Origin of the sequence: Nitrosomonas sp. H1_AOB3 (assembly GCF_015709435.1) — a bacterium.
Classification (GTDB): domain Bacteria; phylum Pseudomonadota; class Gammaproteobacteria; order Burkholderiales; family Nitrosomonadaceae; genus Nitrosomonas; species Nitrosomonas europaea.
Genome location: NZ_CP054389.1, coordinates 278,011 through 304,418, shown reverse-complemented (window position 1 = coordinate 304,418; position 26,408 = coordinate 278,011). Strand labels below are relative to the sequence as shown.

The following is a 26,408-nucleotide window of genomic DNA, read 5'->3' as shown; positions in this document are numbered from 1 at the left end:
CGAACTCATCTGTCTATCTCACCGAATACAATATCCTGGGTACCAATGATTGCTACAAGATCAGCAATCATGTGTCCCTTGGTCATTTCATCCAGTGCTGCTAAATGTGCAAATCCAGGAGCACGAATTTTCAAGCGATAAGGCTTATTGGCACCATCTGAAACAATATAAATACCAAACTCGCCTTTAGGATGCTCCACAGCCGCATAAGCTTCACCCCGCGGAACATGCATACCTTCCGTGAACAACTTGAAGTGATGAATCATTTCTTCCATATTCTGCTTCATGGCCAATCTGGATGGTGGAGCAACCTTATGATTGTCAGTAATCACAGGACCAGGATTTTTTCTCAGCCATTCGACGCACTGTTTTATTATATGGTTTGACTGACGCATTTCCTCGATACGCACCAGGTAGCGATCATAACAATCACCATTGGCGCCGACGGGAATATCGAAATCCACCCGATCATAAACTTCGTATGGTTGTTTCTTGCGCAAATCCCATTCCACTCCGGATCCGCGCAACATTGGGCCGGTAAAACCCAGTGCTTTGGCACGATCAGGCGAAACCACACCAATATCGACCAAACGCTGCTTCCAAATCCGATTATCTGTCAGCAATGCCTCATAATCATCAATGTAGCCTGGGAATCGACGAGTGAAATCCTCAATGAAATCAAGCAGTGAGCCTTGCCGGTTTTCATTACGTGCACGCGTCGCCTTCTCATCGTGTATTGCTGATGGCTGGTACTGCGGCATATTGTCAGGCAGGTCACGATAAACCCCGCCTGGTCGGTAATAGGCAGCATGCAACCGAGCACCCGACACCGCTTCGTAACAATCCATCAAATCTTCCCGTTCGCGGAAAGCATATAGAAAAACCGTCATCGCCCCGACATCCAGCGCATGAGCGCCTAGCCACAGCAGATGATTGAGGATACGTGTTATTTCGTCAAACATTACACGAATATATTGCGCTCTGATGGGCACTTCTATCTGCAACAACTTTTCGATCGCCATCACGTACGCATGTTCGTTGACCATCATGGATACATAATCCAGACGATCCATGTAAGGTACAGACTGTACGTAAGTCTTGTTTTCTGCCAGTTTCTCCGTGGCCCGATGCAGTAATCCGATATGAGGATCAGCACGCCGGATAACTTCGCCATCCAGTTCCATCACCAGACGCAGAACACCATGAGCTGCAGGATGCTGCGGCCCAAAATTCATAGTGTAATTACGAATTTCAGCCATTTCCTAGGCACCCTCTCATTTGAAAATCCCACATGCCCCGGCAATCAGTCATAGAGTGCTTCATATTTCCTCTCTACCATATTGTTCTTCACGAATGACATACGGTGTAATTTCGCGAGGCTCGATTGTAACAGGCTGGTAGACAACCCGTTTCTGATCAGGGTCATAACGCATTTCCACATGTCCTGACAAAGGAAAGTCCTTGCGGAAGGGATTTCCAATAAATCCATAATCCGTCAGAATTCTTCTGAGGTCAGGATGATTATTGAAAATGATTCCAAACAGATCAAACGCCTCTCGCTCAAACCAGTTGGCTGAAGGCCATACAGGCATCACCGAATCAACCATGGGAAATTCATTGTCTTCCGCAAAGACACGCACGCGCAGCCTGTGATTATGCTTGACTGAAAGCAGGTGATACACGACAGCGAACCGTCTGTCCTCCCGTTTATATCCCGCATGTGTATCTGTCGAATATTCACTGAAATCCACACCACATAGATCAATCAGCGTATCAAACCCCAGATCCTGATGATCTCTCAATACCTCAGCGATATCCGGCAGATCCCGGGAATGCACCAGAAGCGTCAGCTCCCCAAGCGCACAACTGATATCAATTTGCCGATCACCCAATATTCTCTGTAAATCTGCCGCAAGTTTTTCAAGGCGACTGTTTGTCATTTCACCCCCTAGCTAGCGCGCGATTGTATTGGTACGCTTAATTTTATTCTGTAACTGAATGATTCCGTAAAGCAGCGCTTCAGCAGTTGGTGGGCAGCCTGGCACATATATATCGACAGGCACTATCCGATCACACCCACGTACAACTGAATAAGAATAATGATAATACCCACCGCCATTTGCACAGGATCCCATGGAAATTACCCAGCGAGGTTCAGCCATCTGATCATAAACTTTACGTAATGCAGGTGCCATCTTATTACACAGCGTTCCGGCAACAATCATGACATCTGACTGACGGGGACTGGGGCGAAAAACAATACCGAACCGATCCAGATCATAACGGGATGCACCCGTTTGCATCATCTCGACCGCGCAACACGCCAATCCGAAAGTCATAGGCCACATCGAGCCCGTACGCCCCCAATTGATCAAGGAATCAAGGCTGGTCGTAACAAATCCTTTGTCTAATACACCCTCAATACCCATTATTCAATCCCACTCCAAAGCACCTTTGACCCATTCGTAAATGAAACCTACTACGAGTAATCCAAGAAATACCAGCATCGCAACAAAACCAAACCACCCGATTTCTTTCAAGACAACAGCCCAGGGAAATAAGAATGCAATTTCCAAATCGAATAATATGAACAAAATTGCGATCAGGTAATAGCGCACATCGAACTTCATACGCGCATCTTCAAACGCACCAAAACCACATTCATAGGGTGACAATTTTTCGGCATCCGGTTTGTTTGGCGCCAGCAACCATCCTGCCAACATTGATAACACGCCGATTGCCAGCCCGACCAAAATAAATAATAGAATCGGGAAATAATTCCCGAGCATGGTGTTCAGCATCTTCAATATCCTTACTAAAATCACCAAACTCAGATCACACAATGATCTGACATTCAAATATGCTTGCCTGGTGCCGACGGCGAGAATCGAACTCGCACAGCTTTCGCCACCGCCCCCTCAAGACGGCGTGTCTACCAATTCCACCACGTCGGCCAAAAACCTCAACCGCTCGCTTTCAACGAGTAAAAACTATTCGGGAATTTCTCCAACTCTGGAAGCATCACCTTCTCCTTCCTTCTCTGAAGTTCCGAGTTTATCACCCCCTGCAGCAGGAGCAGCTACTTCACCTGATTTCATATCCAGTTTTTGCATAACACTCTCTTCACCAGAATGACTGGTGCCGGAAAAATATGTTAGCGTTAGACTGGTAATAAAAAAAACCGTAGTAGCCAACGCAGTCATTCTGCTCAAAAAATTAGCCGACCCACTGGCACCAAATAGACTTCCAGATGCACCACTACCGAAGGCTGCTCCCATATCAGCACCTTTTCCCTGTTGTAACAGGATCAGGATGATGATTATGACCGCAGCGATAATATGTACCGACCAAATAAGTGTTTCCACAATACATTATCCCCAATTAATTCTGTGCTGCCAGACAAATCGAAATAAACTCCACGGCAATCAGCGAAGCCCCTCCGATCAGCCCACCATCTATATCAGGCATTGTGAACAATTCACGTGCATTATCTGCTTTTACACTTCCACCATAAAGTATCTGGATATTCTCAGCAATCCCGCCGCTATGAACAGCTATCCGACTTCTTATAAATTTATGGACATCCTGCGCCTGTTGAGGAGTAGCAGTCTTGCCAGTACCGATTGCCCACACCGGCTCATAAGCTATGACTGATTGTCCGAGCGCTTCGATACCCGCCAGATCAATCACGGCATCGAGTTGCATAGCGATTACCTGTTCAGTCTCATCCGATTCACGCTGAGCCAGGGTCTCACCTACACAAAGTATTGGTGTTATCGAACACTCTTGTGCAGCACGAAATTTTTCAGCGACGACCTGATTCCCTTCGCCGAACAGTGTTCGTCGTTCTGAATGACCCACAATCACGTACTGGCACCCTAAATCGGCCAGCATATCTGCCGATACTTCCCCGGTATAAGCTCCGTGGTGGTACTGACTGACATTCTGCCCCCCCCATAGCACATGAGAGCCCTCAAGCACTGACTGTGTCTGTGCTATATAGGGGTAAGGCACACACACCACACAGGATACATTCTGTAACGAGCGAGTACCTGAAACAACCGCATCAAGCAACTCCTGATTCCGAACCAGGCTGCCATGCATTTTCCAGTTCCCGGCCACAAACCCTGCACGCCCCATCATCCCTCCTGTTTATCCAGCTTCAGACCCATAAAACCGGGGGATGCTACCCGCGAAACCGGGTTGCGTCAATGCCCGTATCACCCGATCTGACATATTCACAACCAAAATTACTCTGATTTGCTGCGTCCTGAAGCAAAATATAATAAAATACTGCACATGGTGTTTTGCATAAATTTGCCCCCGTTTAACCAAGGTTGACATGAAAAAACTCGTTCTCCTGCGACACGGAGAAAGTATCTGGAATCAGGAAAATCGCTTTACCGGCTGGACTGACGTCGATTTAACGCCCAAGGGACTAAAAGAAGCCGAAGAGGCAGGCAGATTGCTTCGCGAAAACGGTTTCTCCTTCGACATTGCTTATACATCTCTACTCAAACGGGCAATTCGTACACTCTGGATCGCACTGGACGAAATGGATCAGATGTGGACCCCGATCGAGCTCAACTGGCGACTCAATGAACGGCATTACGGGGCACTTCAGGGTTTGAACAAAGCAGAAACCGCCAAACAATATGGCGATGAACAAGTACTCGTCTGGAGACGCAGTTACGATATCCGCCCACCTTCCATCACAATCAACGACGAACGCTATCCCGGCTTTGATCTTCGCTATAGAAACATGTCATCCGGCGATATTCCGCTTGCTGAAAGTCTCAAGGATACGGTTGCAAGATTTCTGCCCTACTGGAATCAGTCAATCGCTCCGCAAATCAAGGCAGAAAAAAAGGTAATCATTGCTGCACATGGAAATTCGCTGCGCGCTCTGATCAAACACCTCGATAATATCTCGGACCAGGATATCCTGAATTGCAATATACCCACAGGGATTCCACTAGTTTATGAACTGGATGACGACTTGAAACCACTCAACAGTTACTATCTGGGAGATGCTGGCCAAATTGGGGAAGCCATTTCGGCGGTCGCCAATCAGGGTAAATCCGGAGCTTGATGTTTGCCGATTTAATTACAAGTTCAAAATCAACTCAACATTGCCTTTCCCGGAAAGCAAATAGATTGCTTAGAGCTACCTTTCTGTTGCTTTCAGTCAATGTGTTTTTACCTTCCGTGCTGTATGCAATTCCCCAGGCCAACCGGGATAGTCAAAAACAGTTACAGGAATTACGTACTCGTATTGATGCTCTGCAGAAAGATCTGGTTGATAAAAAATCTTCGAAAGCCAAGGTGGCTGATGCACTGCGTGAATCTGAGCGATCCATAAATGATCTGCACGCAAAACTTGCCAAACTCGCACAACAGCAGAAAAATGCACAAGAAAAGCTGAATCAACTGCAAAACAGCTCGGCACTGCTTCAAGACGATATCAATAACAGGCAAAAACAGCTTGGAAAGCTGATCTATCATCAGCATCTGGCAAAATATGGGAATTATTTGCCATTATTACTCAAGCAGCAAAACCCTGATAAAGCCACACGTAATTTTTATTATTACAGTTACATTGCACAGGCGCGCTCAAAAAATATCGATAATTTACGTAATCAACTGACTGCTTTGGACACACTGGCTCACGAAAGCCATATTCAGAACGAATCGCTTAAGCGGATCCACAATGAGCAAATCCATCACAAACGACAGCTCGAACTGGAAAAAAACCGGAAATCAGAAATTCTGGCAACACTCTCTCAAGAAGTTACCCGCCAGCAGAAAAAAATTGATGAACTTAAACAAGATGAGCAGCGCCTTTCTAATCTGATTGAAAAACTCAACAGACAGCTTGCCCGGAAAAAAAGCGCTCCGGCCAAAGCAGATGGAAAATCGGTATTACGCAACGACAAATTACCTGACAGCACTGAACACAGGGGTTCCTTTGCGGCACTGAAAGGAAAGTTGAGATTGCCCGTCAAAGGGGAACTTGCCAACCGTTTTGGCAGTCCACGCGAAAGCGGAAGCATCAAATGGCAAGGGTTGTTCATTCGTTCTGCCGGAGGTAACGAAGTCAAAGCAATTGCAGGTGGAGAAGTGATATTTGCTGACTGGCTGAGAGGATTTGGAAATTTGATGATTCTGGATCATGGCAACCACTACATGAGCCTGTACGGTAATAATGCAGCGATCCACAAACGGGTAGGCAGCAAGGTTAAAAGTGGTGATACGATAGCAACCGTTGGTAACAGCGGTGGAAACGCTGAGACAGGTTTATATTTTGAACTCAGATATCAAGGAAAGCCGTTTGACCCATTAAGCTGGGTAAAGCTGGAGTAATCGGGATTGAGCCGATACTTCTATCAAACAATGGCTTAAATTTTAATTGGCATTACAGAACTTCCGAAAACACAAAGTGCGGAGCAAACACACACCATGCATAATTTTATGAAGAAAATCAGTTTAGTTTTTGCCGGCGTCATTGCTGGAATCATGGTCAGCCTGAATTTCTCCGCCATCGCCGACAAAGAAATCAAAGAGGAATTGCAAACGCTCCCGATTGAGGAGCTGCGTACATTTTCCCAGGTTTTCGGTCGCATCAAAAGCGACTATGTCGAACCTGTAGAAGATAAAAAACTGATTACCGAAGCGATCAACGGGATGCTGGTCGGGCTGGATCCGCATTCGGCTTTTCTGGACAGTGAGGAATACAAAGAACTGCAGATCGGTACACAGGGAGAGTTTGGCGGACTGGGTATACAAGTAACAATGGAAGATGGCCTGGTCAAGGTTATTTCTCCGATCGAAGATACACCTGCTTTCCGTGCAGGCGTCAAAACCGGTGACCTGATCATAAAAATTGATGATACAGCCGTAAAAGGTATGACCCTCAACGATGCTATCAAGCGGATGCGAGGAAAACCGGATACCCCGATTACACTGACTGTCATTCGTGAAGGTGAAGCAGAGCCCCTTACCTTCACACTCGTTCGTGCCATTATCAAAATTGACAGTGTCAAGTCCAAGCTTATTGAGCCGGGTTATGCCTATGTCCGCATCACCCAGTTCCAGGAACGTACTGGTGAGAATCTTGCGGAAGCCATTACCAAGCTTTACAGCGGAAGCAAAGTCCCTATGAAAGGTCTGATACTGGATTTACGAAATGACCCGGGTGGATTGCTGAACAGTGCTGTCGCAGTCTCAGCTGCTTTTCTGCCGAGCAATGCGCTGGTGGTATACACTGAAGGACGTACGAACGATGCCAAGATGCAACTTCGCGCCAATCCTGAATATTATCTTCGTGGATCAGGACGTGATTTCCTGGCCAATCTCCCTCAAAGTATCAAAACCATACCCATGGTGACACTGGTCAACGGTGGTTCGGCTTCTGCCTCGGAAATCGTAGCGGGTGCTCTGCAAGACCATAAACGATCTATTGTCATGGGTTCGCAAACCTTTGGCAAAGGATCGGTACAAACTATCCTGCCGCTCAGCAATAACACAGCTATCAAACTGACGACAGCACGTTACTTCACGCCCAATGGTCAGTCGATACAAGCAAAAGGCATCACTCCGGATATACTGGATGAAGAAACTGACAATGACTCACGTCTGTTGAGAGAAGCCGATCTCAACCGCCATCTTAGCAATGGTCAGGAAGAAAAAACCGATAAGGCAGCAGCATCCGACAAAAAAGGTGCACAATCTTCCAAAAGATCAAAAAACAAGGCAGATAAGAAGCAGAAAAAGCATGAACCCATGGAATTCGGATCTAGTGATGACCTGCTGCTGGCCAAAGCAGTCAATCATTTGAAATCCATGGCTCAGAAATCCAAGCATAAAACAGCCAAATCAACTCAAAGCTGATTTTTTCCTGAATGAGGTGGCGGGAGTACTGTGGATGATCAGCAGCTTTTACGTTACAGCCGCCACCTTTTATTACCGGAAATCGATATTCCCGGCCAGGAAAAGTTAACACATTCCAGTGTTTTCATTCTGGGGGCAGGTGGTTTAGGCTCTCCTGCTGCGCTCTATCTAGCTGCCAGCGGAGTTGGAAAATTAACTATTTGCGACCATGATCAGGTCGATTTGACAAACTTGCAACGCCAGATTCTGCATGAAACCGCCTCGATTGGTAAGTTCAAGACAGATTCTGCCAGAAATACACTGCAACGCATCAATCCGGAAATAGAAATTATCTCCTTGCCGGAACAGGCTACTGCCCGCCTGCTCAACAGAGAAATCAAAAGCGTTGATGCTGTCATCGATGCCAGCGACAACTTCTCAACACGCCATCTGATCAACCAGGCCTGCCTTGCCCATCGCAAACCTTTGATATCAGCAGCGGCTGTCCGGTTTACCGGGCAGATAACCGTATTCGACCTGCGCCATCCTGATAGCCCCTGTTACCACTGTCTGTTCCCTGATTCAGGTGACAGTGATGACCCCGCATGCGCAATCATGGGTGTATTTTCTCCACTGACAGGTATTATCGGCTGTATCCAGGCAGCTGAGACCATCAAAGTATTGCTGGGAATCGGTGAAACACTCCATGGTCGGCTACTTCTCCTGGATGGACTAACCATGCACTGGCGTTCACTCAAGCTGAGTAAAGATCCACAGTGCCCGACATGTCACTCTGCTTCAGTGCAAAACCTGTCTGATTCTCAGTAAAACAAGTCAGCCGGGGATTTGAAACTGCGCTATCGCCAGACGCGCATACAGTTCACTGGATTCCATCAATTCCACGTGTGTACCCAGTGCTTCCAGACGGCCATGATGAATAAGAGCAATGCGATCAGAAGTCAGGATGGTACTCAGGCGATGGGCAATGACAATGGTTGTCCTGCCTGTACTCAATCTGGTAATTGCCTGTTGCACCCAGTGCTCACTCTGACTGTCCAGTGCACTGGTAGCTTCATCCAGTAATAAAACCGGAGCATCTGCCAGAATAGCCCGGGCAATTGCCAGCCGCTGTTTCTGGCCACCCGATAACCCCAGTCCGGTATCACCCAGGCTGGTCTGGTAACCTTGTGGTAGAGAAACAATGAAATCATGTATAAAAGCAGCTTTAGCCGCCATTTCGATTTCCGCATCCGAAGCATCCGGGCACGCATAACGCAGATTCTGCTCGATACTGCCATGAAACAGCACAGGATTCTGAGATACCAATGCAAAACTGCGCCTGAGATCAGACAAATCCAGATCGCGGATATTCACACCTTCCAGACTGATGCAGCCCGACCGCACATCATAGAAACGCAGCAGCAAATCAAATAAAGTTGATTTGCCTGCGCCCGAGAGACCAACCAGCGCCAACGTTTCACCCGGGCGCACCGCCAATGAAAAATCATTGATCACTTGTATTTCAGGCCGTGATGGATAAGCAAAACATACTCGCTGGAACACGATATTGCCTGTCACTGCCGGCAATTGACGAGGATCGGCAGGCGAACTGATCTGGCTGGGCTCCTCCAACAGCTCCATGGTTCGCTCCGCAGCCCCCGCAGCACGCTGCAATTCCCCCAGCACCTCTGATATCGACCCTACCGCCGAGCCAATGATGATGCTGTAAAAAACGAATGCCGCCAGTTCTCCCCCACTGATTTTACCTTCGATCACATCCATGCCACCGACCCAGAGCATCATACCGATCGCACCGAATACCAGAACAATTACCACCGCGATCAACCAGGCACGTTGTAATGTCCGCTGGCGGGCGATATGAAACGCATCCTCAACATACTGATCGAAATGCATTTTATCCATTGCCTGATGGTTATAGGCCTGCACTGTCTTGATCTGCCCAAGCATTTCTCCAACATAAGCGCCAACGGCCGCTACCCGATCCTGGCTTTGTCGCGACAGCACACGCACACGCCGACCAAACAGCAGAATGGGGACTATGATCAATGGAATGCTCAGCATAACGATCACCGTCAGCTTGACATTGGTAATAAACAACCAGACGATGCCACCGGCCAACATAATCAGGTTACGTAACGCTACCGAAATGGAAGAACCCACTACGGATTGCAGCAAAGTCATATCCGCAGTCAAGCGAGACTGGATTTCAAGGCTACGGTTGGCTTCGAAAAATCCAGGATGCAACTCGATCAGATGTGCGAAAACTTTGCGCCGTATATCTGCGATCACCCGCTCCCCCAGCCAGGTCACCCAGTAGTAACGTGTAAACGTACCTATCGCAAGCAGTACCACCAACAACAGAAAAACCAACACATACCGGGTCAGCAGATCAGGCGACTGTGTAGCGAATCCACGATCCACCATCAACCGTATCCCTTGCCCTAGCGATAAGGTAATTCCGGCAGTCAGGAATAACGCTGCCAGACTAAAACTTAACGATAGTTTATAAGGTTTGAGGAAAGCAGCTGTTTTCAAAACAGCCTGCCAGCGATTGCTCGTCATGAATAAATCCCGGGGCTCAGGCAGAGAAAGGAAACAGAGACGGAAATTCTGAATTTTGACGATCAACAGTATAATTACAGGGTTTTCGGTTCAATTATAACAGCAGGATAAATGAAACATTCAGAAGCAGAAAAAGTTGGTGTGCTATTCGTCTGTATGGGAAACATCTGCCGATCACCCACTGCAGATGCGGTTTTCAAACATCATGTCAAATCAGCCAGACTGGAACACCTCTTTCATATAGATTCTGCCGGAACTCACGCCTATCACATCGGCGAACCACCGGATCGACGCTCACAGCAGGCTGCACTCAGACGAGGCTACAACATGCAGAGTTTACGTGCCAGAAGAGTCGTACCGGAAGATTTTTCACGCTTCCAATATATTCTGGCCATGGATCGTCATAACCTGGAGGAATTGCAGCAAAACTGCCCGTCACGATATACCAGCCGGCTGGGAATGTTCCTGCAATACAGTAACCAATGGGATATTCGTCAGGAAATACCTGATCCATACTACGGCGGCAGCCACGGATTCGAAAGAGTGCTGGATTTGGTAGAAAATGCGAGTCAGGGACTACTAAAGCATATTCTTGGAAATATGAGTACCTGAATTTACCGTACAGACCAAAATTAGTAGGAAATGGCGGCTTAAAACGCAGCTGACCTTTCTTATCTTCTATGGATTCCGGGAGGGCGGTCTCTTCTCCACAAATCACCGTATCCATGATGATTATAAAGTCGCCCAAGATGTTATTGTAATCCCCCCAGAAAATAATCGAGGTTTTGAGTAGAGACTTTTACAATGATCGCATAAGGAGCGATAGATGAAGAAGTCTCGATTTACCGAAGGCCAGATACTGGCGATACTGAAGCAGCAGGAAGTTGGAGTTCCGGTCACTGAACTGTCTCGCGAACACAACGTCAGCACTGCACTGATCTATCAATGGCGCTCGAAGTATGGCGGCATGGCGGCATGGATGCATCGATGATGAAGCGTTTGAAGGAGCTGGAAGCCGAGAATGCCCGTCTGAAGAAGATGTATGCCGAGGAGCGGATCAAAGCTGAGCTGCGCCAGGAAGCGCTTGAGGGAAAGTTGTAAGGCCATCTCAGCGTCGGGAGATGGCCAGGAGAGGCGTAGCCAAACACGGTATCAGTATCCGATTGGCCTGCGTGGTGTACGGCATTAGCGAGACCTGCTATCGCTACCAGACCAAGCTTGATGGCGAGAACGCCCTGATCGCAGACTGGTTGCTAAAGCTGACGCAGACTCACAAACGCTGGGGCTTTGGCCTGTGTTTCATGTATCTGCGCAACGTGAAAGGCTACCCCTGGAACCCTAAACGTGTCTATCGCATCTACCGGGAATTGGAGCTGAATCTGCGTATCAAGCCCAAGCGACGAATCAAGCGTGACTACCCCGGGGAACTTGACGTTCCGACTGCACCTAATCAGGTCTGGTCGATGGACTTCATGAGTGATCAACTGGCCAGTGGCAAGACATTCCGGACATTCAACGTGATCGATGATTACAATCGCGAGGGGCTGGGCATTGAGGTGGATTTGTCACTACCTGCTCTGCGTGTCATTCGTGCGTTGGAGCAGATCATTGAATGGCGTGGCAAACCTGCGGCACTTCGCTGCGACAACGGGCCGGAGTATATTTCTCAGTCGCTCGTGGACTGGGCCAACAAAGAACAGATTACGCTGATCTATATTCAGCCAGGCAAACCAACGCAGAATGCCTACATCGAGCGTTTCAACCGGACTGCACGGCATGAGTGGCTTGACCTGCATGAGTTCAACAACATTGCCCACGCTCAGCTGTTAGCGACTCAGTGGTTATGGGAATACAATAACGAACGGCCAAACTCGGCTATCGGGGGAATCCCACCAACCCAGCTGCTACAAGCAGCATAACCCTCTACTCATACGGACAGTTAAAAATGGAGGGATTACAAGGGATTACAATCCCTCAGAAAGCCTGCGACATTGGCCTCCTCGACAGCCTCCTCCATCCGCTCGTAAACATCCCATAAAATATGAGTACCTGAAAAATCTCACCAAACAGGAATATAATTACCGGCTCTTGAGGTAATCATGTATATGTAAAGGCAAATTTTAACCAGTGGGCCAGAAAGGCTGAACAGATTAATACTTAATATAATTTAATTGCAGATGAGTAATTCCCTAAGACGCGTCGTAGCAATTTTTGCACATAACGAATCTCGCAGAATAATAGACTGCCTTGAAGCATTACGTCTTTCTCCTTTGTTACCAAACACGACTTGCTATGTTTTAGCAAATGGCTGTACAGATGATACTGTTACATGTGCAATCGAATATGCTCGGACGGCACCATGGGTTAAAGTCGTTGACCTCAAAATTGGTGATAAAGCGAATACTTGGAATTATTTTGTGCATGAGATAGCTGCCGAGGCTGAAATTTATTTTTTTACAGATGGAGATTGTCAGATTGAGGGTGGTGCACTTCAACACTTGGAAGAATGCCTGTTATCCGATCCGCATATTAATGCCGTTTCAGGCGTTCCGAGCTCTCGAAACCTGTCACTGGGAACTTTCAGGTCAACCATTACTTCAGAAGGGGGGGTTGCGGGTAATCTGTATGCACTTTCACAGGGTTTTATTACCAGGCTGCGTAAAAAGCACGTACGACTTCCTCATGGATTGATTGGGGATGACAGCCTGATAGGAGCCTTGGCATTATGGGATCTTGACCCGAGTACTCGGTGGAATCATGCGCTTATCCGGATAGTAGCTTCTGCAACCTTTAGATATGAATCTATTATCCAAGCGTCACTTCATGACCCAATGTTCTATATCCGCCGGTTAAAACGCTACAGTCTGAGACATTTTCAGAATCAATTAATTAAATCTCGTATAAAACAACTAGGACTCTCCGTATTGCCCTACCATATCAACACCCTTTATCTCGAAGCTGAAGATCAAGAACTTATACCAAGGCGTTCATTAAAACATTACTGTTTCGACTACTGGACAATCAGGCTGATTCGTGATATACGCAAACTTACCTCAAGTTCGGGAAGATAAAGTAGAAATTCAGTATTTTTCCCCTGACTCCAAATTCCGCCACCCTTCAGATGTTACCCATTTCTTTGCTAATACGACCAACACCATAATGTTATACGGAAAGTCAAAATAGCCCAGACTTAAAAAAGCCCCTCCAGTCGCATATCCTACAAGGCTGACTTGCGCCATAGCTCCCAACTGGGCTGCCCACAGAGTATGCGGATTACTTCGAGCATTTCTCATTAACCAGCCAGCTTCACGATAAGTGGTTATCCATAACAATAAAAAGAGAAATAACCCTATGAAACCATGATTCCCCAGAATCTGGAAATATATACTATGTGCAGCACGTACGATATGATCATATTTTGCATAAAGTAAAAAATAATCTAGGTATTGGTAGCTCATCCCACCACCAAACAAATTATGTGATGCTACTTCCCATGCCACACCCCAAGCATTTAATCGTCCCATGGCTGAACCATCTGTCTGATATTCTGAAATAGTATCCATTCGCTCCCACCATTGCTCTGGAAGCATAGGGATCATTGCCACAGCCACGATAAGAATAAATATTGCCACCTCTCCTTTCCTCGGACTGCGCCACCAGAACATGCCACCCATAGCAATAATAGCAAGCAAAGCACCCCTGGAATACGACCCGAAAGCAGAAACAGCACACAACAACATTACTATGCTGAGTATAGTACGCCAAGCTTTCTTTACCACCTGCAACTGCAAAAAATATATTAGAGGAATCGTCATGATAAGAGCTAGAGCGAATTCATTGTTATCTTCGATAAATGATCCAGGAGGACCCCATACCCGATAATTTCCTAAAGTTGTAAGCGTAAAGAAACCACCTTTTGCACCTAATACTGCTAATGAACCAATTAAAATCCAGGCAAAAGCCATAATATGTTCTTTAGTCTGGAGTAACGCTAAAGTAACAAAAATCATTAAATAAATTTTTATGCACTTATTCCATTGAAAATAATCTCCAGATACATCATGTCCCATTAACCAGGATAAAGTCATCCATATAACAAAGAGTGCAAAAATAATAACCGGTGTCCCAATAAATGGAGAACGTCGCTCTTTGGTAAACACTAGCCCCAATAACGCTATTCCACCAGCGAATGCCGCGACAGGAGCGGAGAAAAGAAAACCCCAAGTATAACGATGAGGGTTCATGGTACTTATCCAAGTCCAAAACAACACACCAACCCATGCACGGCGCAAAGCATACAATCCTGCAACAAGGATAATAATACTTAAGACAATATCACGTAAGGACAAAGCAGTAACCTTCAGTTATGCTCTACTTGCAACTGCAGTAAGATGTGTTGCCAAAAATGGAGTCCATATATTTAAACAGCGACTAGATTTGCATAGTATCGTTGTTTAAATTCTGCTGGCGATAGGTAGCCCAGTCTTTCTTGTTTTCTCTGCCGGTTATAAAAGATCTCCATATATTCAATAATCCCCTGTTTTGCTTGTAATCGTATTTTAAATTTTTGATGATGTACCAATTCGCTCTTTTGAGGATCCTCCAGAAACTTTCCATGGAAGTATTATCTAGTAATCATGTGTGAAATCTTGATCACCACGATCCAAGTAAAGAATCAAGCCTTTCTCCGGAAGTTTTCTATCAATTTCGTCTGTAGGAATATAAGTGATATTGCTAATCTACGCTTTATCAAGTGCGCTAACAGCAAATTCTCGTTTCAGTATATTGGATGCAAACGGCAAGTGATGTTTAGAGTCAGTCGTTACCTTGAATTTGCGTTTTTGCTTGCAATACAAATTTAGCTTTTGCGCAACACTCGAACACGAAATGAGGTGATTTGTATACCGTGATCCACCAAATCACAATACAAACGTCTCGTACTGTAAGTCTCTCGGGGGCGCTGGTATGCCGCCAACATTTCTATTTCCAGCCGCATATTTCCTTTTTACGCTCACAAGGTACACAAGTATTCCAGCCGCTCTCTGAAACATCTAGTACACGACACATAAGAACGGTAAGATGGTGCTGTCGCAACATATCAATCATACCGTATCTCACCGCGATTCCTTTGCGAAACAGGTCGCACACTTTTTTATGAAATTGTAGTCGCTCCATCTTTACTTCTGTCAGCTCGCATTTGATCCTGGATAGCTCTGGCTTCTGGCATTTAACTCCTAGAATAAGCTTGCCTTGTCTGCCTGCATAAATCCAGTTTTCTTTAATGCCTCCTTGAGTAAAGATAGTCGTTTCACTGCTTCAACCAGCGTTAATCCACTTTCTTTAAAAATTTGACTAATTGCTCACAAAATTCTTGGTATATTGAGCTCGCGGCAATTGTTCCACCTCTGTCCTCCATTCCATATCTACATTTTACGAAACCTTGGATTCCATAAAACTCAGCACATCTCAAGATTTATTTTACTGATCTATTCTTATAATTCAATTATGAATTATTACAATTGATCTCACTAAATTTCTTTATTTTTTTACCGATTAAATTAACACACAGATGCTCCACTCCTTGTGGCCGGCCAGACAATATCCATAAACCTATAACCGTAATAGTATAAATACCAGCTCCAAATACTGCATCACTTATCAGTCTGAGAATTGCCCAATCAATACTTTCCGGATGCAATAATTTAACGGACAAGTACATTACTAGCGCCCCTAAAATTGGGCGCCATGATACTTTAGCAATAGTTAAAATGGGTAAATTAACCACTTGTCTAATTTCATGATAAACAAGTGGCAAATAAATCAATGGTGCAACAACCGTTGCTTTCGCAAGGCCAAGTGAACCTTCAAGAGATAATCCTATCCATAAAATGGGTACCGTAATCAACAGCCTAATCCAAGCAAGTATTGCTGCTTGGCGCTCACGACCAGCTGCTACTAAGATTTGGTTATACATTATAAAAGTAATCGCATAGAGTATTCCACTAAGAGCTATATATTCAATCAAAGGAATAGCCATATCCCATTTTTTTCCCAATAATGACGCAACTAGATCAGCCGCAGTAACAGATACACCAACACCCATTGGGATAACTAGCAATATTATCACACCCAATATTTTTATATATAATTCGGTCAGCTGGTCACGATCATCCATAAGTCTTGCATAATTGGGATAAAGCCCTCTACCTATAGGACTAACAATTTCATGTGTAAATGAAGTAGCCAAATCACTCGAAACCGTAAAGTTACCCATAATATTTGCACTACCGATTCCCCCAACAATAAATTTCGGAGCCATTTCATGCAATTTATAAGCTATTTGCATTGGAATAATAGATAACGCAAAATGCAGATACTCTGAGCCTCGCACAAACGAAAAAGAAGGACGATAAGGATGGATAGCGTAACTAATTAGAACATTTATAATTGTCCCTATAAGATTACCAAATACCAATGCCCAGTAATTACCCAGCCATATCGCCAATCCTATCGTTGGAAAAAAAATTGAAAGTTTTATATAAATACTATAGCGGAAATCGAGATCAAATTTTAATTCCTTCCTTATTAAGGTAGGGCCAATACTTGAAACTCCTCCTATAAATACTGAGATTGCCAGGATATGCAATACCTCAATTATTCGTGGCTCATTAAAATACACAGCAGCTATTGGTGATAAAACGATAATTAACAATCCTATAAAAATATTTTGAAGTAATGAAATAGTCCATGCAGTATCACAATGAGCTTGATCAAACTCCTTAGCACGAATAAGAAGTGATGCCGCTCCAGATTCAGTAACAGCAAAAAGCAAACCGATCACCAGACTCCCCATCGCAGCAATTCCAAAATCTTCTGGACTAAGAAGTCGCGCTAAAACTAGTGTACTTATTACACCGATAAAACGAACAACCCATCTCATTAAAATTGACCACGAAACACCACGAAGAATCTCACGAGAAGGATTATAATTAGCTGAAGTGGTAGATTTATGTAATCTCATAGCTTACAGAAAGCTATCTCTGAGTCACTCTTTTTAGGAAATGGAAGCACAGTAGTCAGATGGAAAAAATTGAAAATTTTCGAGATGCGCAAGGTAATACTATGTTTTTGAATGTTATCCCCGGAGAGGAGAGATTACTAAATAAGTTGCTCATATTAGTTATCAAAGTTTCTTTATATGTGATGATAACAATAACTTTAACGTCATCTTAAGATTGGAACATTTTATTTAGGAATGCTCTTAATCCTCGGAGTATATAAGAGCTATAGGCCTTGCTTTTATCCTCGAACTGTTTACATCCTTCCCCACAGAAGCGCACAAACCCAATTTTCAATACACCCTCCAGCACACTTACACTTTGCTAATTCATTCAACGTAAAGCTATAAAACAAATGTGTTACTCATAATTTTTTCCAAATTTAAGGATATTTCATATTTTTTCCATGAAATAAAGCGACCACCAATCCATCGTAATAGTATGGGCTGTTTCTCTTCAAACCTTACCCAAAGTAATCGCCCATCAAACATTAAATCATCATAAATACATGCGCTACTAACATTTTTGTTTACGATCAGTAAGTCCTTACCGTTAATATTTTTGAGATGTAATACTACGAGATTCCCGTCATTTTCTATACTTACGTTGACTGATTCAGGAACTACTCTCGATTGGGTCGTAATTACAAACGCAGATGGATTGCCATGCTTAAGTTTGTAGCGAACCTGTGGAGCGGACAAAAGCGAGCCATAGCTTGGAGAAACCCACCCACCAAGTGGATTAAGGCTTCCCTCTATAATTGTAGGAAAATCCAAAAGACTAGTAGCCATAAAGAAATTTCTGCCATTATTTTCTATCCGGAGTGTTTTTAAAGCTGTGGTTGATAGTCGGGAACCAGGAGCGCATTGAAAACCATACCAACACAATTGATTATCAATTTTTAATAGAGAAGGATCATCATAAACAATCCAGTAATACCCTTTCACATGAATACAACCTCTAACGTAGCCTGAATAAATTCCCACGTTGGAAAGCGTACCTTCACTCCAGGCAAGAGATGGCCCAATAGAGTAGTGACACTGTACAGGAGATGCAATATCAAATTTTCTAAAATCTCCAGAAATTTTACCGAATGGATCATGTCCTTCAATACACAGTGTATTGTGTGCGGCTGGGCCGGCAAAATAGTTACGCCAATCTGGAGAATTTTTTGGCCATTTTCGAGATAAGCTTCGATAAGTATAAGTTCCTGCATCTCCAAGAACTATTTGCTCTCCCATAGACAAGTAAATACTTAAAAGATCAGCATGTGCGTGTCCGGCAGCAAGAGAAGAATTACAAAGAGGACCACTACGAAAAATTAATCGCCCATCTAATTTCATATCAGGATAGACATGAATCCCTCCTTTAGGAAAGGATTGACATACAGAATCATCCTCAATACCGCGACCAAACTCCCAGATATTTCCACCGAGTAACCAAAAAGCTCGTTCTATTGTGAGATCATCATCAGGAGCAGGTGCTACTCTAGCATCAAAGAGGGCTCGGTAAATCTCACGTAAAGCTCCGGAACACCATCCTCCTCCACTATCTAAAGGAAATAATGTGTCTTCAGTTGCATTACCAAGTGTAAGTGGATTTGTATTTGGTCCTGTCAACGCTGCTTGGAAGCGGAGCAATGCTTCAACTCGTTGACGAATTTTCTCATCAGAAGTCCTCCCCTGCTGACGACAAAGCAAAAGATAAGCGATACCCATTTCACACGCAAACTCATGATAGTGTGTAGAATGCTCGAAACTTCCACCATCATCATAAGTTTGTCGAAGTAATTCATCTCGAAATTTTTCTTCAACACCGCACTCAATCTGTTGAGAAAACTCTGGAATTATCGTCTGTATAAAATAAGCAACAAATCGATCAGCAAGTAAATGATTATTAGGTGCGGAAGAACCAATTCTTGGTACTAAAAATTGGATATCAGCCCACAATATTCTAAGCAAACGACTTTCTAGCCCTAAACCTTCTACATTCCATGCTACAGGTCTCGCTGCAAGAAAAAACCATGCCCAAGTAGTCGCAAGTATCCGTTGAATAACTACCAAATTGGAAGCATAAAAGAATGGATTTCTACCTGATTCTGCCCCTTTTATCCAACTTTCTACAATACTCAAAAGATGGCTAGCCGGAATTAACTGCTGATAAGTCGCTAAAGCTAAACGAGGGAGAAAAGCAAACCGATGTGGCCGGATTGAATATAAGCTATCTCCTCCCGGCCCTGCTGGAACTGACTGCCAAGGAAATTCTTCGGATAACTTTGATCCTCGTACCCCATAAATGCATACTCCATCATTTAATATCTCAGATACGAACTTAATTAGCTGATGGCTCCAAATAGAATAAGGTTGATATGCTTGCTGACAAAGCTTACCAACATTAGCTGGATGTAGAAAGAAGCGAGGCCCTATTCTTTCTCTAAATTCTAAGGCAATATGACTTGCATATTCAAAGTCAGAAAATTCATGAGCATCTCTTTTATTGATGGAAAGGATGTCCGGACATCTACCTGAGATATAGAAATTAAATGCTCGCTCTGATAAAGCTGGCCGATATATTTCAGATCTGGTGTCACCTATTAGATTGTCTAATAACTGACGAACTAATTGATACATATTTGAGTTATTGATTACGCTATATCTGCAGTAGCCAGGGAGTTTATTATCAATGGAAATTCTATTTTAGAAACCATATATTTTCCATAATTCTGATCAGATCAATGTTAATTATTAGTCATCCAGTTAATTATCTTAGTGATGCAATAAAAGGATTTTACTGAGATAAATATTTGCACCCTCCTTTCATCTCAGCAACAACATCATATATTAGCTCATTAATATTTTTTTCATTAAATCGCAAAGAAAAAGAAAGTAAATGTGATATGTTACTTAACCAGTTTAGATATACCAAACCTTTATGCAAGCAAGGATCGATCCCCCAATAATCATATTGTTTTGCTAAAAACCGCCTCTCCTCAGTATCTTTGAAACTATCGCCGATTAATATATCTATTGTATCGCTCATGGTTGCTTGTGTATTTAAATAACGATAGCAACTCCCCGCAAAATTAATTGAATCTAGTATTGGAATCCCATTTTCCATTCCTCCTTCCCAATCTATTAACTGATAAGAGTTATCTGAAGTCGCTATGATATTACTTATGCTCACATCCCCATGATAAATACCGGAGCTTATATACTTACCCCTTAAATTTTCTGAAAAATAATTACGTAAATAATTGTCTAGTTTTCTGTCTTTAAGCTCTTCAAATAAAGCTTCTAACGGATATTCAACAACTCGTTCATAAACCTCCCCCAAAAATTCAATTCTTCCTTCAAATATAGTAGACATTGGATTTAATTTATTTAGCAGCTTACCTACACTTTGATATAAATCTTTGAGAGGCATTCTTGATGGAATCAATGTAGAGATTGCACTCCCTTTAACTTCTTCTTCTACAAAGCCCTGTAACCCATTCACTTCTACTTGACAAATAAAATTAGGGGATATGGATAATCCAGATACCTTAGTCAGCAGATCTTTATTTCTTTCCTGTGCTAACAGAGATGCTCCGTTTAATGGTATTTTAACCACAACATCTTTAGTCACCACGTTGCATCTCATAACTAGTTTTTCCTTATCCGTTACAATATAATCTTTGACAGTAAAATTTGAAGGTATATTCCCATCCATCTTCTGGGAAATAGCACTAAAAATTTTGTCATGTAAACTAGTACTCTTTCTCTCGGAAGAAGATGCAATAATGCCATAGGCAGGAACAAAATATTTATTTGCGGATATCTTTTTCTTTAAAGATTTCACTTTACCTTGTTCCCAAACTTTCCCTGATTTTGAAAAAGGTAGCATTTGTCTAAGAAAACTATACCCATTGAACAAACCAACAAATTCTAAAGAATCGAAACCAGCATCTGCAAATAACTTCCTATACCCAGGTATTGAATATGTAAATGTTCTATATGGCCGATGCTTAACCAGAATAGAATATACGTTTGCAATAAATCGTGGCATTAAAGAACCATACTTCAAGTTTGAATGATGATCTGGCCTGCTTATAAAATATTCATAGTTAAGGCGATTCTCGATGCCTACAAATAACTGGCCATCTTCCTTTAACACCCTTTTTATTTCTTTCAAAAAAGCAATTTGTATATTGCGCGGATTGGTCGCTCCAAAATGGAGCGCTAGCATATTCCAAAGTTTTCGCAACTTACTACCCGAATTATGGGGATCTGAAGCTCCTTCTCCCACCCATTCCAAAACACCAGATAATGTCACACAATCCACTGAATGATCTGGAAATGGCAAATACCTTTGATCTCCCCCGGCAATAAAGCTAAAGTTAGTTGAGGCGTTAAAAATTGAAGATCTTTTCTGCGTAAACTGCAACCTTTTATAAGTAAGATCCATAGCATAGACTTTACCGACATGCGGAGCTAGATTAGATACCAAATTTCCCAGCCCACAACCGATGTCAAGCAAATTCTTGCCTTCATTTAAATCAAGGAAAATTTTCCAGGCATAACGGCCATCAACTACCAAATTATCAATCCAAGAATCAGGAGATTTTGGACCAACATATTTGATAAAGGATCGTACTGTTTCTGACCAATTATCCACTTTCATTTGATCAATTAGAGTATCCATATCGGTACTGGAAACAGGGTTAAAGTAATAATCTTGCCTTTTCCCGCGAAAATCAATAATTCCATTATCTATAATAAATTCACTCATACAATTACTACATTGGAATTTTTGCTCCTGACGGAGCAGATTTCCCTTGCATTTTGCACAAATAAAACCACTACTAATCTTATTTTTCATTTTCTCATTAATTTTTTGGAATAATATCTATTCTGATCGAATAAAACCGAATATCTTATTACGCTCTTTTCTCAAATACCTGGGAAATCATATCTCCCAGAGCTGAATACAGTCTGCATGAATGTACCCCAGCTGCAGCCTTTCCTTTCCCTTTTCGCTTTTTTCTATTGAAGACAATAGCTCAAGAGTATACGGTATCGTCTCTTTTCTAAATTGAAATAGGATAATATTTTACCTAGCATACTTCATTTGACTCGATACAAAAACAATAGTATTACTCATTTTTGACATGTGCCTGCCCCCCTCTGACTTGACTACCATGCCCGAACGTATTTTGCCGGTTTCACCAATTTCTCCATTCAACCCTCAGTAGTCAGGTATGCAACAGCGTACTGCTTTAAATTGTATGAAGCTCTGCAGACACTGAGAAACACGGATGTGTTATTAATGGAACCCACCACAGGTTTCAGTTATCTGGAATCACCCAAACTTGGAATTCTCGCATATGGGCACTGGTGCTAGCAGCCCTGCGGATACAGGAGAAAAACACACACACGGCCTGATTGCCCTGAGCATGCCTGAGTTGCATAAGCTGTTATCGCATCTACTGTGGCACACCAGCCAAACTATTGAGCATGTACTGCACTGGTCCGCGTGGCGTAGAAGACATCATCAAATGCTGGCAAAATGAACCAGAACGCTTTATCATCAATTCGTTCCACTACAAAGTAGGACTAAACAGTTATATAGGCCAGCCCTTTGCACAGGATGCGCGCGAAATCTTGGGGGCGCACGTGCAAGTACAGATTGCCAAACACAGCGAACTGCATACCTTCAAAGTTATACCCAAACGCTGGATCGTCGAGCGTAGTTTCGCCTAGCTGGAGAAGAGCAGAAGATTATGGAAAAACTGTGAGCGACCAGCTTGCAGTCCCTTCGTTTAGCCTTCCTAGCCCTTCACTCAAAAGACTTTGAAACAGGTTCTGAGAAAAGACTCAAACATTAACAACGTCCAGATAGGTGCACTGTAATCCCGTCTGCCGGATTGGTGCTGGTCAAGCATTTTTTTGATGAATCCCATATCAAAAATTCCGGTACCAGCCAGTGTATTGCCCAGTAACGCAGTGCGCACACGTTCACGTAATGGGCCGCGGAACCAGCTGGCCAATGGTACTGAAAAACCCATCTTGTTCCGGTAAAGCACTTCGTTCGGTAAATAGGGTTCCAGTGATCTTTTGAGAATATATTTTCCTTCCTGTTGACGTAACTTCATGGAGGCAGGCAACCCCGAAACCCATTCGACCAGTTCATGATCCAGCAGCGGGACCCGCACTTCCAGTGAATGCGCCATACTGGCACGATCCACCTTGGTCAGAATATCGCCCACCAGATAAGTTTTCATATCCAGATACTGAATCAGTGATAAAGCATCTTTTGTCGGGCTTTTATCCGCATAATCACGTAATACCTCTACCGCCCGATAGCCCTGCAGATCACGATAAAAATCCCGGGTAAATAACTGCATACGCAGCTTATTATCCAGAATGGATACGCTGTGGAAATAACCTTCCACGGAATCGCGCGCAAGTGATTCAAATGTAGTTTTGGCACGCAGGAATTTCGGTGCCCAGTCCGCCTTAGGATAAACACTGCCCAACAGACCAAATAAAGGTTTACGCAATCCCAATGGTAATTTTGAACGCAACCGTTCCTCTATCATGTGCCAGCGATAACGGCGATAACCGGCAAAATTCTCATCTCCTCCATCTCCGGAAAGCGCTACTGTCACCCGTTTCCTGGCTAACTCACAGACACGATAAGTCGGAATAGCAGAGCTATCAGCAAATGGTTCATCGTAGAGCGCAGCCAGTCGATCGATGAGATCAAAATCATCTTGCTGAACCTGTTCAGTAAAATGCCGGGTCTGGTAGCGTTCAGCAACCAGCCGGGCATAATCCGATTCATCAAAAGCGGGATCGGAAAAAGCGATTGAACAGGTATTGACCGGTTCTTTCATCAGCCCCCCCATCATCGCAACGACAGCACTGGAATCCACTCCACCGGAAAGAAATGCACCCAGCGGTACTTCACTCATGAGGTGACTATCCACCGCATTTCGCAATCGGAGAATCAATTCTTCTGCAGCTTCCTCTTCACTCAGAGAACCGTGCGGTGTAAACGGTATATCCCAGTATTCGCGGGATTGCACAGTCTGTTGCCCACGCTGCAATGACAACAGATGGCCAGGATTCAGTTTGAAGGCATTTTTAAAAATAGTTTTTGGCTCGGGAATATAGCCATAAGCAAAATAGTCTTCTATCGCCCGATGATCGAACGTTTTGTCAAAATCCGGATGAACCAGCAAGGCTTTGAGTTCCGAGGCAAACAGAAATAATCCGTTATCCAGCAGGGTATAGTAAAACGGTTTGATACCCAGCCGATCACGTGCCATGAACAATGTTTGCCGGTTACGATCCCACACACCAAAGGCAAACATACCACTGAAACGTTCGACACAACGTTCACCCCATTCTTCCCAGGCATGCACGATCACTTCCGTATCGCAATGGGTACGAAATTGGTGACCCAGCGCTGTCAACTCTCCGACCAGTTTCTGGAAATTATAGATTTCACCATTGAAGACAACGACCACGCTGCCATCTTCATTGAACAATGGCTGCTGACCGCTGGATACATCCATGATCGACAGGCGACGGTGCCCTAATCCCAGCCCTGATTCAACATATACCTCTCCTTCATCCGGACCGCGATGTATCAGCGTCTCATTCATGCGATGAAGCAGATTACGGTCGATCTCACTTGTACTGCGCGTATCAAATACACCTGTTATGCCACACATATTTTTATCCGGTCAGTTGATCGTTTCAGTTTTTGATTTATAACCCAGTACCCGATCATAAACCGCAAGATAACCATTTGTCATTGAACGCATACTGAACTGCTGCTCAATGATTGCTCGTGCATGCTGTCCGTGCTTGTATACCGCGGTATTATCCTGATGATATTGACTTATTGCACGGGCCAGCGCGACCGGGTCTCCCGAAGGCACCAGACGGCCGGTTTCCCCCTCCAGAACCAGTTCGGTATTGCCTCCCACTCGAGTTGCAATAACCGGCAGGCCACTCGCCATGGCTTCCAGAACAGTATTGGAAATTCCTTCCCCCAAAGAGGGCAGTACGAACACATCCATTGCCTGCATCAGCTGAGGAATGTCGTCACGTTCTCCCGGAAGCCAGGCAAATTGCTCAACTCCGGCTGAGCGCAGCATGGCCTCGCATTCTGCTCTCGCCACACCCTCTCCTGCAATGATGAGCCGTAATGGCCTGTCGATTTCAGATAATTCATTTCGCAACATCAGAAAAGCCTGTACCAGTGTCGGAAAATCCTTGACTGCCGCCATTCGGCCAACACTCCCCACAACGAATGGCCTGCCAGCGAAGAAATCCGGAGGAAATATCTCGACCGGAACAGTGCCACCTGGATGGAAACGCAGATGTTCCACGCCGTTATAAATCTGGTGTACTTTCACTGGAGATACCTTCACCGTATCAATCAACCAGTTTTCCAGATCTTTACTGACGGTAATGAAGTGGTGGATAAACGGGCGAATTGCCTTGCGCAACAGATTGTATTTCCAGTTTTTACCGTCGAGGTCAAAAATATCCCGGCCATGTTCCCCATGCACCCGTGCCTTCACACCTGCCACAGCAGCAACCACCTGCGCTTCCATAGCTGTGAGATTACGCGTGTGCACGATATCCGGCTTAAGTTGCCTGAACACTCTGTAAAGTTTGCCGTAGACACTGAAATCTTTTCCTTCGCGTTTGTTCAGCGCAATGATCTCGACATCATCCCGGTTAAGGCGTTTGTGAAATTCCGAGAATCCCTTGAGGCAAATGATGGCATGCCGGTAACGATCCGCAGGAATATGATTGATCAGATTCACCAGACCATTTTCGAGCCCGCCTACTCCCAGATGAAAAATTACGTGCGCAATCAGCGGAGGATGGGACATTACTC

General features: G+C 44.2%; 19 protein-coding genes, 1 tRNA gene and 4 pseudogenes. 8 read left to right on the top strand and 16 right to left on the bottom strand.

From position 1 onward, the window contains the following. Positions 1–5 precede the first annotated feature (5 nt). From HRU73_RS01510 to tpiA, 7 genes are all read right to left on the bottom strand, one after another. The gene (locus HRU73_RS01510) at positions 6–1,259 is read right to left on the bottom strand and encodes an NADH-quinone oxidoreductase subunit D (RefSeq protein ID WP_287399158.1); all 1,254 of its coding nucleotides are present in this window, start codon (positions 1,257–1,259) and stop codon (positions 6–8) included. A gap of 60 nt (positions 1,260–1,319) precedes the next feature. After that, a complete protein-coding gene (locus HRU73_RS01505; protein ID WP_011112326.1) occupies positions 1,320–1,940 on the bottom strand; it encodes an NADH-quinone oxidoreductase subunit C in 621 nt (206 codons plus the stop codon). Between the two features lie 12 nt (positions 1,941–1,952). After that, complete coding sequence (locus HRU73_RS01500) at positions 1,953–2,429, bottom strand: NuoB/complex I 20 kDa subunit family protein (protein ID WP_011112327.1); 477 nt, start codon at positions 2,427–2,429, stop codon at positions 1,953–1,955. Between the two features lie 3 nt (positions 2,430–2,432). Next, complete coding sequence (locus tag HRU73_RS01495; protein ID WP_041357230.1) at positions 2,433–2,789, bottom strand: NADH-quinone oxidoreductase subunit A; 357 nt, start codon at positions 2,787–2,789, stop codon at positions 2,433–2,435. A gap of 80 nt (positions 2,790–2,869) precedes the next feature. Further along, positions 2,870–2,954: transfer RNA gene (locus HRU73_RS01490), tRNA-Leu, on the bottom strand. A 36-nt stretch (positions 2,955–2,990) separates the two neighbouring features. After that, positions 2,991–3,365, bottom strand: coding sequence for a preprotein translocase subunit SecG (gene secG / locus HRU73_RS01485; protein WP_281871011.1), 375 nt, complete (start codon positions 3,363–3,365; stop codon positions 2,991–2,993). A 16-nt stretch (positions 3,366–3,381) separates the two neighbouring features. After that, entirely contained in the window at positions 3,382–4,140 is a 759-nt protein-coding gene (gene tpiA, locus HRU73_RS01480; protein WP_287400021.1) for a triose-phosphate isomerase, read from the bottom strand. Positions 4,141–4,342: 202 nt separating this feature from the next. Here tpiA and gpmA point away from each other — a divergent pair, with 202 nt between their 5' ends. The 4 genes from gpmA (at position 4,343) to HRU73_RS01460 (ending at position 8,697) form a co-directional block, all read left to right on the top strand. Further along, positions 4,343–5,092 (top strand): 2,3-diphosphoglycerate-dependent phosphoglycerate mutase, encoded by a 750-nt coding sequence (gpmA, locus tag HRU73_RS01475; protein WP_011112331.1) that lies wholly within the window; start codon positions 4,343–4,345, stop codon positions 5,090–5,092. A gap of 65 nt (positions 5,093–5,157) precedes the next feature. After that, entirely contained in the window at positions 5,158–6,363 is a 1,206-nt protein-coding gene (locus HRU73_RS01470) for a murein hydrolase activator EnvC family protein (RefSeq protein ID WP_287399156.1), read from the top strand. Between the two features lie 96 nt (positions 6,364–6,459). After that, entirely contained in the window at positions 6,460–7,890 is a 1,431-nt protein-coding gene (locus HRU73_RS01465; RefSeq protein ID WP_287399155.1) for a S41 family peptidase, read from the top strand. Between the two features lie 30 nt (positions 7,891–7,920). Then, positions 7,921–8,697: a HesA/MoeB/ThiF family protein gene (locus tag HRU73_RS01460; RefSeq protein WP_276679942.1), complete on the top strand. Its 777-nt coding sequence runs from the start codon at positions 7,921–7,923 to the stop codon at positions 8,695–8,697. Positions 8,698–8,703: 6 nt separating this feature from the next. Here the strand turns inward: HRU73_RS01460 and HRU73_RS01455 are convergent, their stop codons facing one another. After that, positions 8,704–10,452, bottom strand: a complete 1,749-nt coding sequence (locus tag HRU73_RS01455; RefSeq protein WP_276679944.1) for an ABC transporter transmembrane domain-containing protein — start codon at positions 10,450–10,452, stop codon at positions 8,704–8,706. Positions 10,453–10,563: 111 nt separating this feature from the next. Here HRU73_RS01455 and HRU73_RS01450 point away from each other — a divergent pair, with 111 nt between their 5' ends. Next, on the top strand, positions 10,564–11,064 hold the full coding sequence (locus HRU73_RS01450) for a low molecular weight protein-tyrosine-phosphatase (RefSeq protein WP_287399152.1): 501 nt from the start codon (positions 10,564–10,566) through the stop codon (positions 11,062–11,064). A gap of 1 nt (position 11,065) precedes the next feature. Here HRU73_RS01450 and HRU73_RS13360 read toward each other — a convergent pair. Beyond that, positions 11,066–11,192: pseudogene (locus HRU73_RS13360) on the bottom strand (NADH-quinone oxidoreductase subunit F); the annotation flags it as partial. A gap of 86 nt (positions 11,193–11,278) precedes the next feature. On the opposite strand from HRU73_RS13360, the pseudogene HRU73_RS01445 reads away from it, so the two are divergent. Next, positions 11,279–12,371: pseudogene (locus HRU73_RS01445) on the top strand (IS3 family transposase). 258 nt (positions 12,372–12,629) lie between these two features. Further along, the gene (locus HRU73_RS01440) at positions 12,630–13,523 is read left to right on the top strand and encodes a glycosyltransferase (protein WP_287399150.1); all 894 of its coding nucleotides are present in this window, start codon (positions 12,630–12,632) and stop codon (positions 13,521–13,523) included. A 9-nt stretch (positions 13,524–13,532) separates the two neighbouring features. Here HRU73_RS01440 and HRU73_RS01435 read toward each other — a convergent pair whose 3' ends face one another. The 5 genes and pseudogenes from HRU73_RS01435 to HRU73_RS01415 all read right to left on the bottom strand — a co-directional run bounded on the left by HRU73_RS01435 (position 13,533) and on the right by HRU73_RS01415 (position 22,367). Continuing rightward, a complete protein-coding gene (locus tag HRU73_RS01435; protein WP_287399149.1) occupies positions 13,533–14,801 on the bottom strand; it encodes a putative O-glycosylation ligase, exosortase A system-associated in 1,269 nt (422 codons plus the stop codon). A 71-nt stretch (positions 14,802–14,872) separates the two neighbouring features. Further along, a pseudogene (locus HRU73_RS01430) lies at positions 14,873–15,855 on the bottom strand (IS3 family transposase). Positions 15,856–15,955: 100 nt separating this feature from the next. Beyond that, positions 15,956–17,473 (bottom strand): lipopolysaccharide biosynthesis protein, encoded by a 1,518-nt coding sequence (locus tag HRU73_RS01425; protein ID WP_287399148.1) that lies wholly within the window; start codon positions 17,471–17,473, stop codon positions 15,956–15,958. A 381-nt stretch (positions 17,474–17,854) separates the two neighbouring features. Then, on the bottom strand, positions 17,855–20,140 hold the full coding sequence (locus tag HRU73_RS01420; RefSeq protein ID WP_287399147.1) for a heparinase II/III family protein: 2,286 nt from the start codon (positions 20,138–20,140) through the stop codon (positions 17,855–17,857). A gap of 157 nt (positions 20,141–20,297) precedes the next feature. Next, positions 20,298–22,367 carry a class I SAM-dependent methyltransferase gene (locus HRU73_RS01415; protein WP_287399146.1) on the bottom strand — a complete coding sequence of 690 codons (2,070 nt, stop codon included), beginning with the start codon at positions 22,365–22,367 and terminating at the stop codon, positions 20,298–20,300. 737 nt (positions 22,368–23,104) lie between these two features. On the opposite strand from HRU73_RS01415, the pseudogene HRU73_RS01410 reads away from it, so the two are divergent. Next, positions 23,105–23,373, top strand: a pseudogene (locus HRU73_RS01410) (hypothetical protein); the annotation flags it as partial. Here HRU73_RS01410 and HRU73_RS01405 read toward each other — a convergent pair. Then, positions 23,329–25,227, bottom strand: coding sequence for an XrtA/PEP-CTERM system amidotransferase (locus tag HRU73_RS01405; protein ID WP_287399144.1), 1,899 nt, complete (start codon positions 25,225–25,227; stop codon positions 23,329–23,331). The pseudogene HRU73_RS01410 and the gene HRU73_RS01405 overlap by 45 nt on opposite strands. Before the next feature lie 12 nt (positions 25,228–25,239). Continuing rightward, positions 25,240–26,403 (bottom strand): TIGR03088 family PEP-CTERM/XrtA system glycosyltransferase, encoded by a 1,164-nt coding sequence (locus HRU73_RS01400; protein WP_287399142.1) that lies wholly within the window; start codon positions 26,401–26,403, stop codon positions 25,240–25,242. Positions 26,404–26,408: the final 5 nt, after the last annotated feature.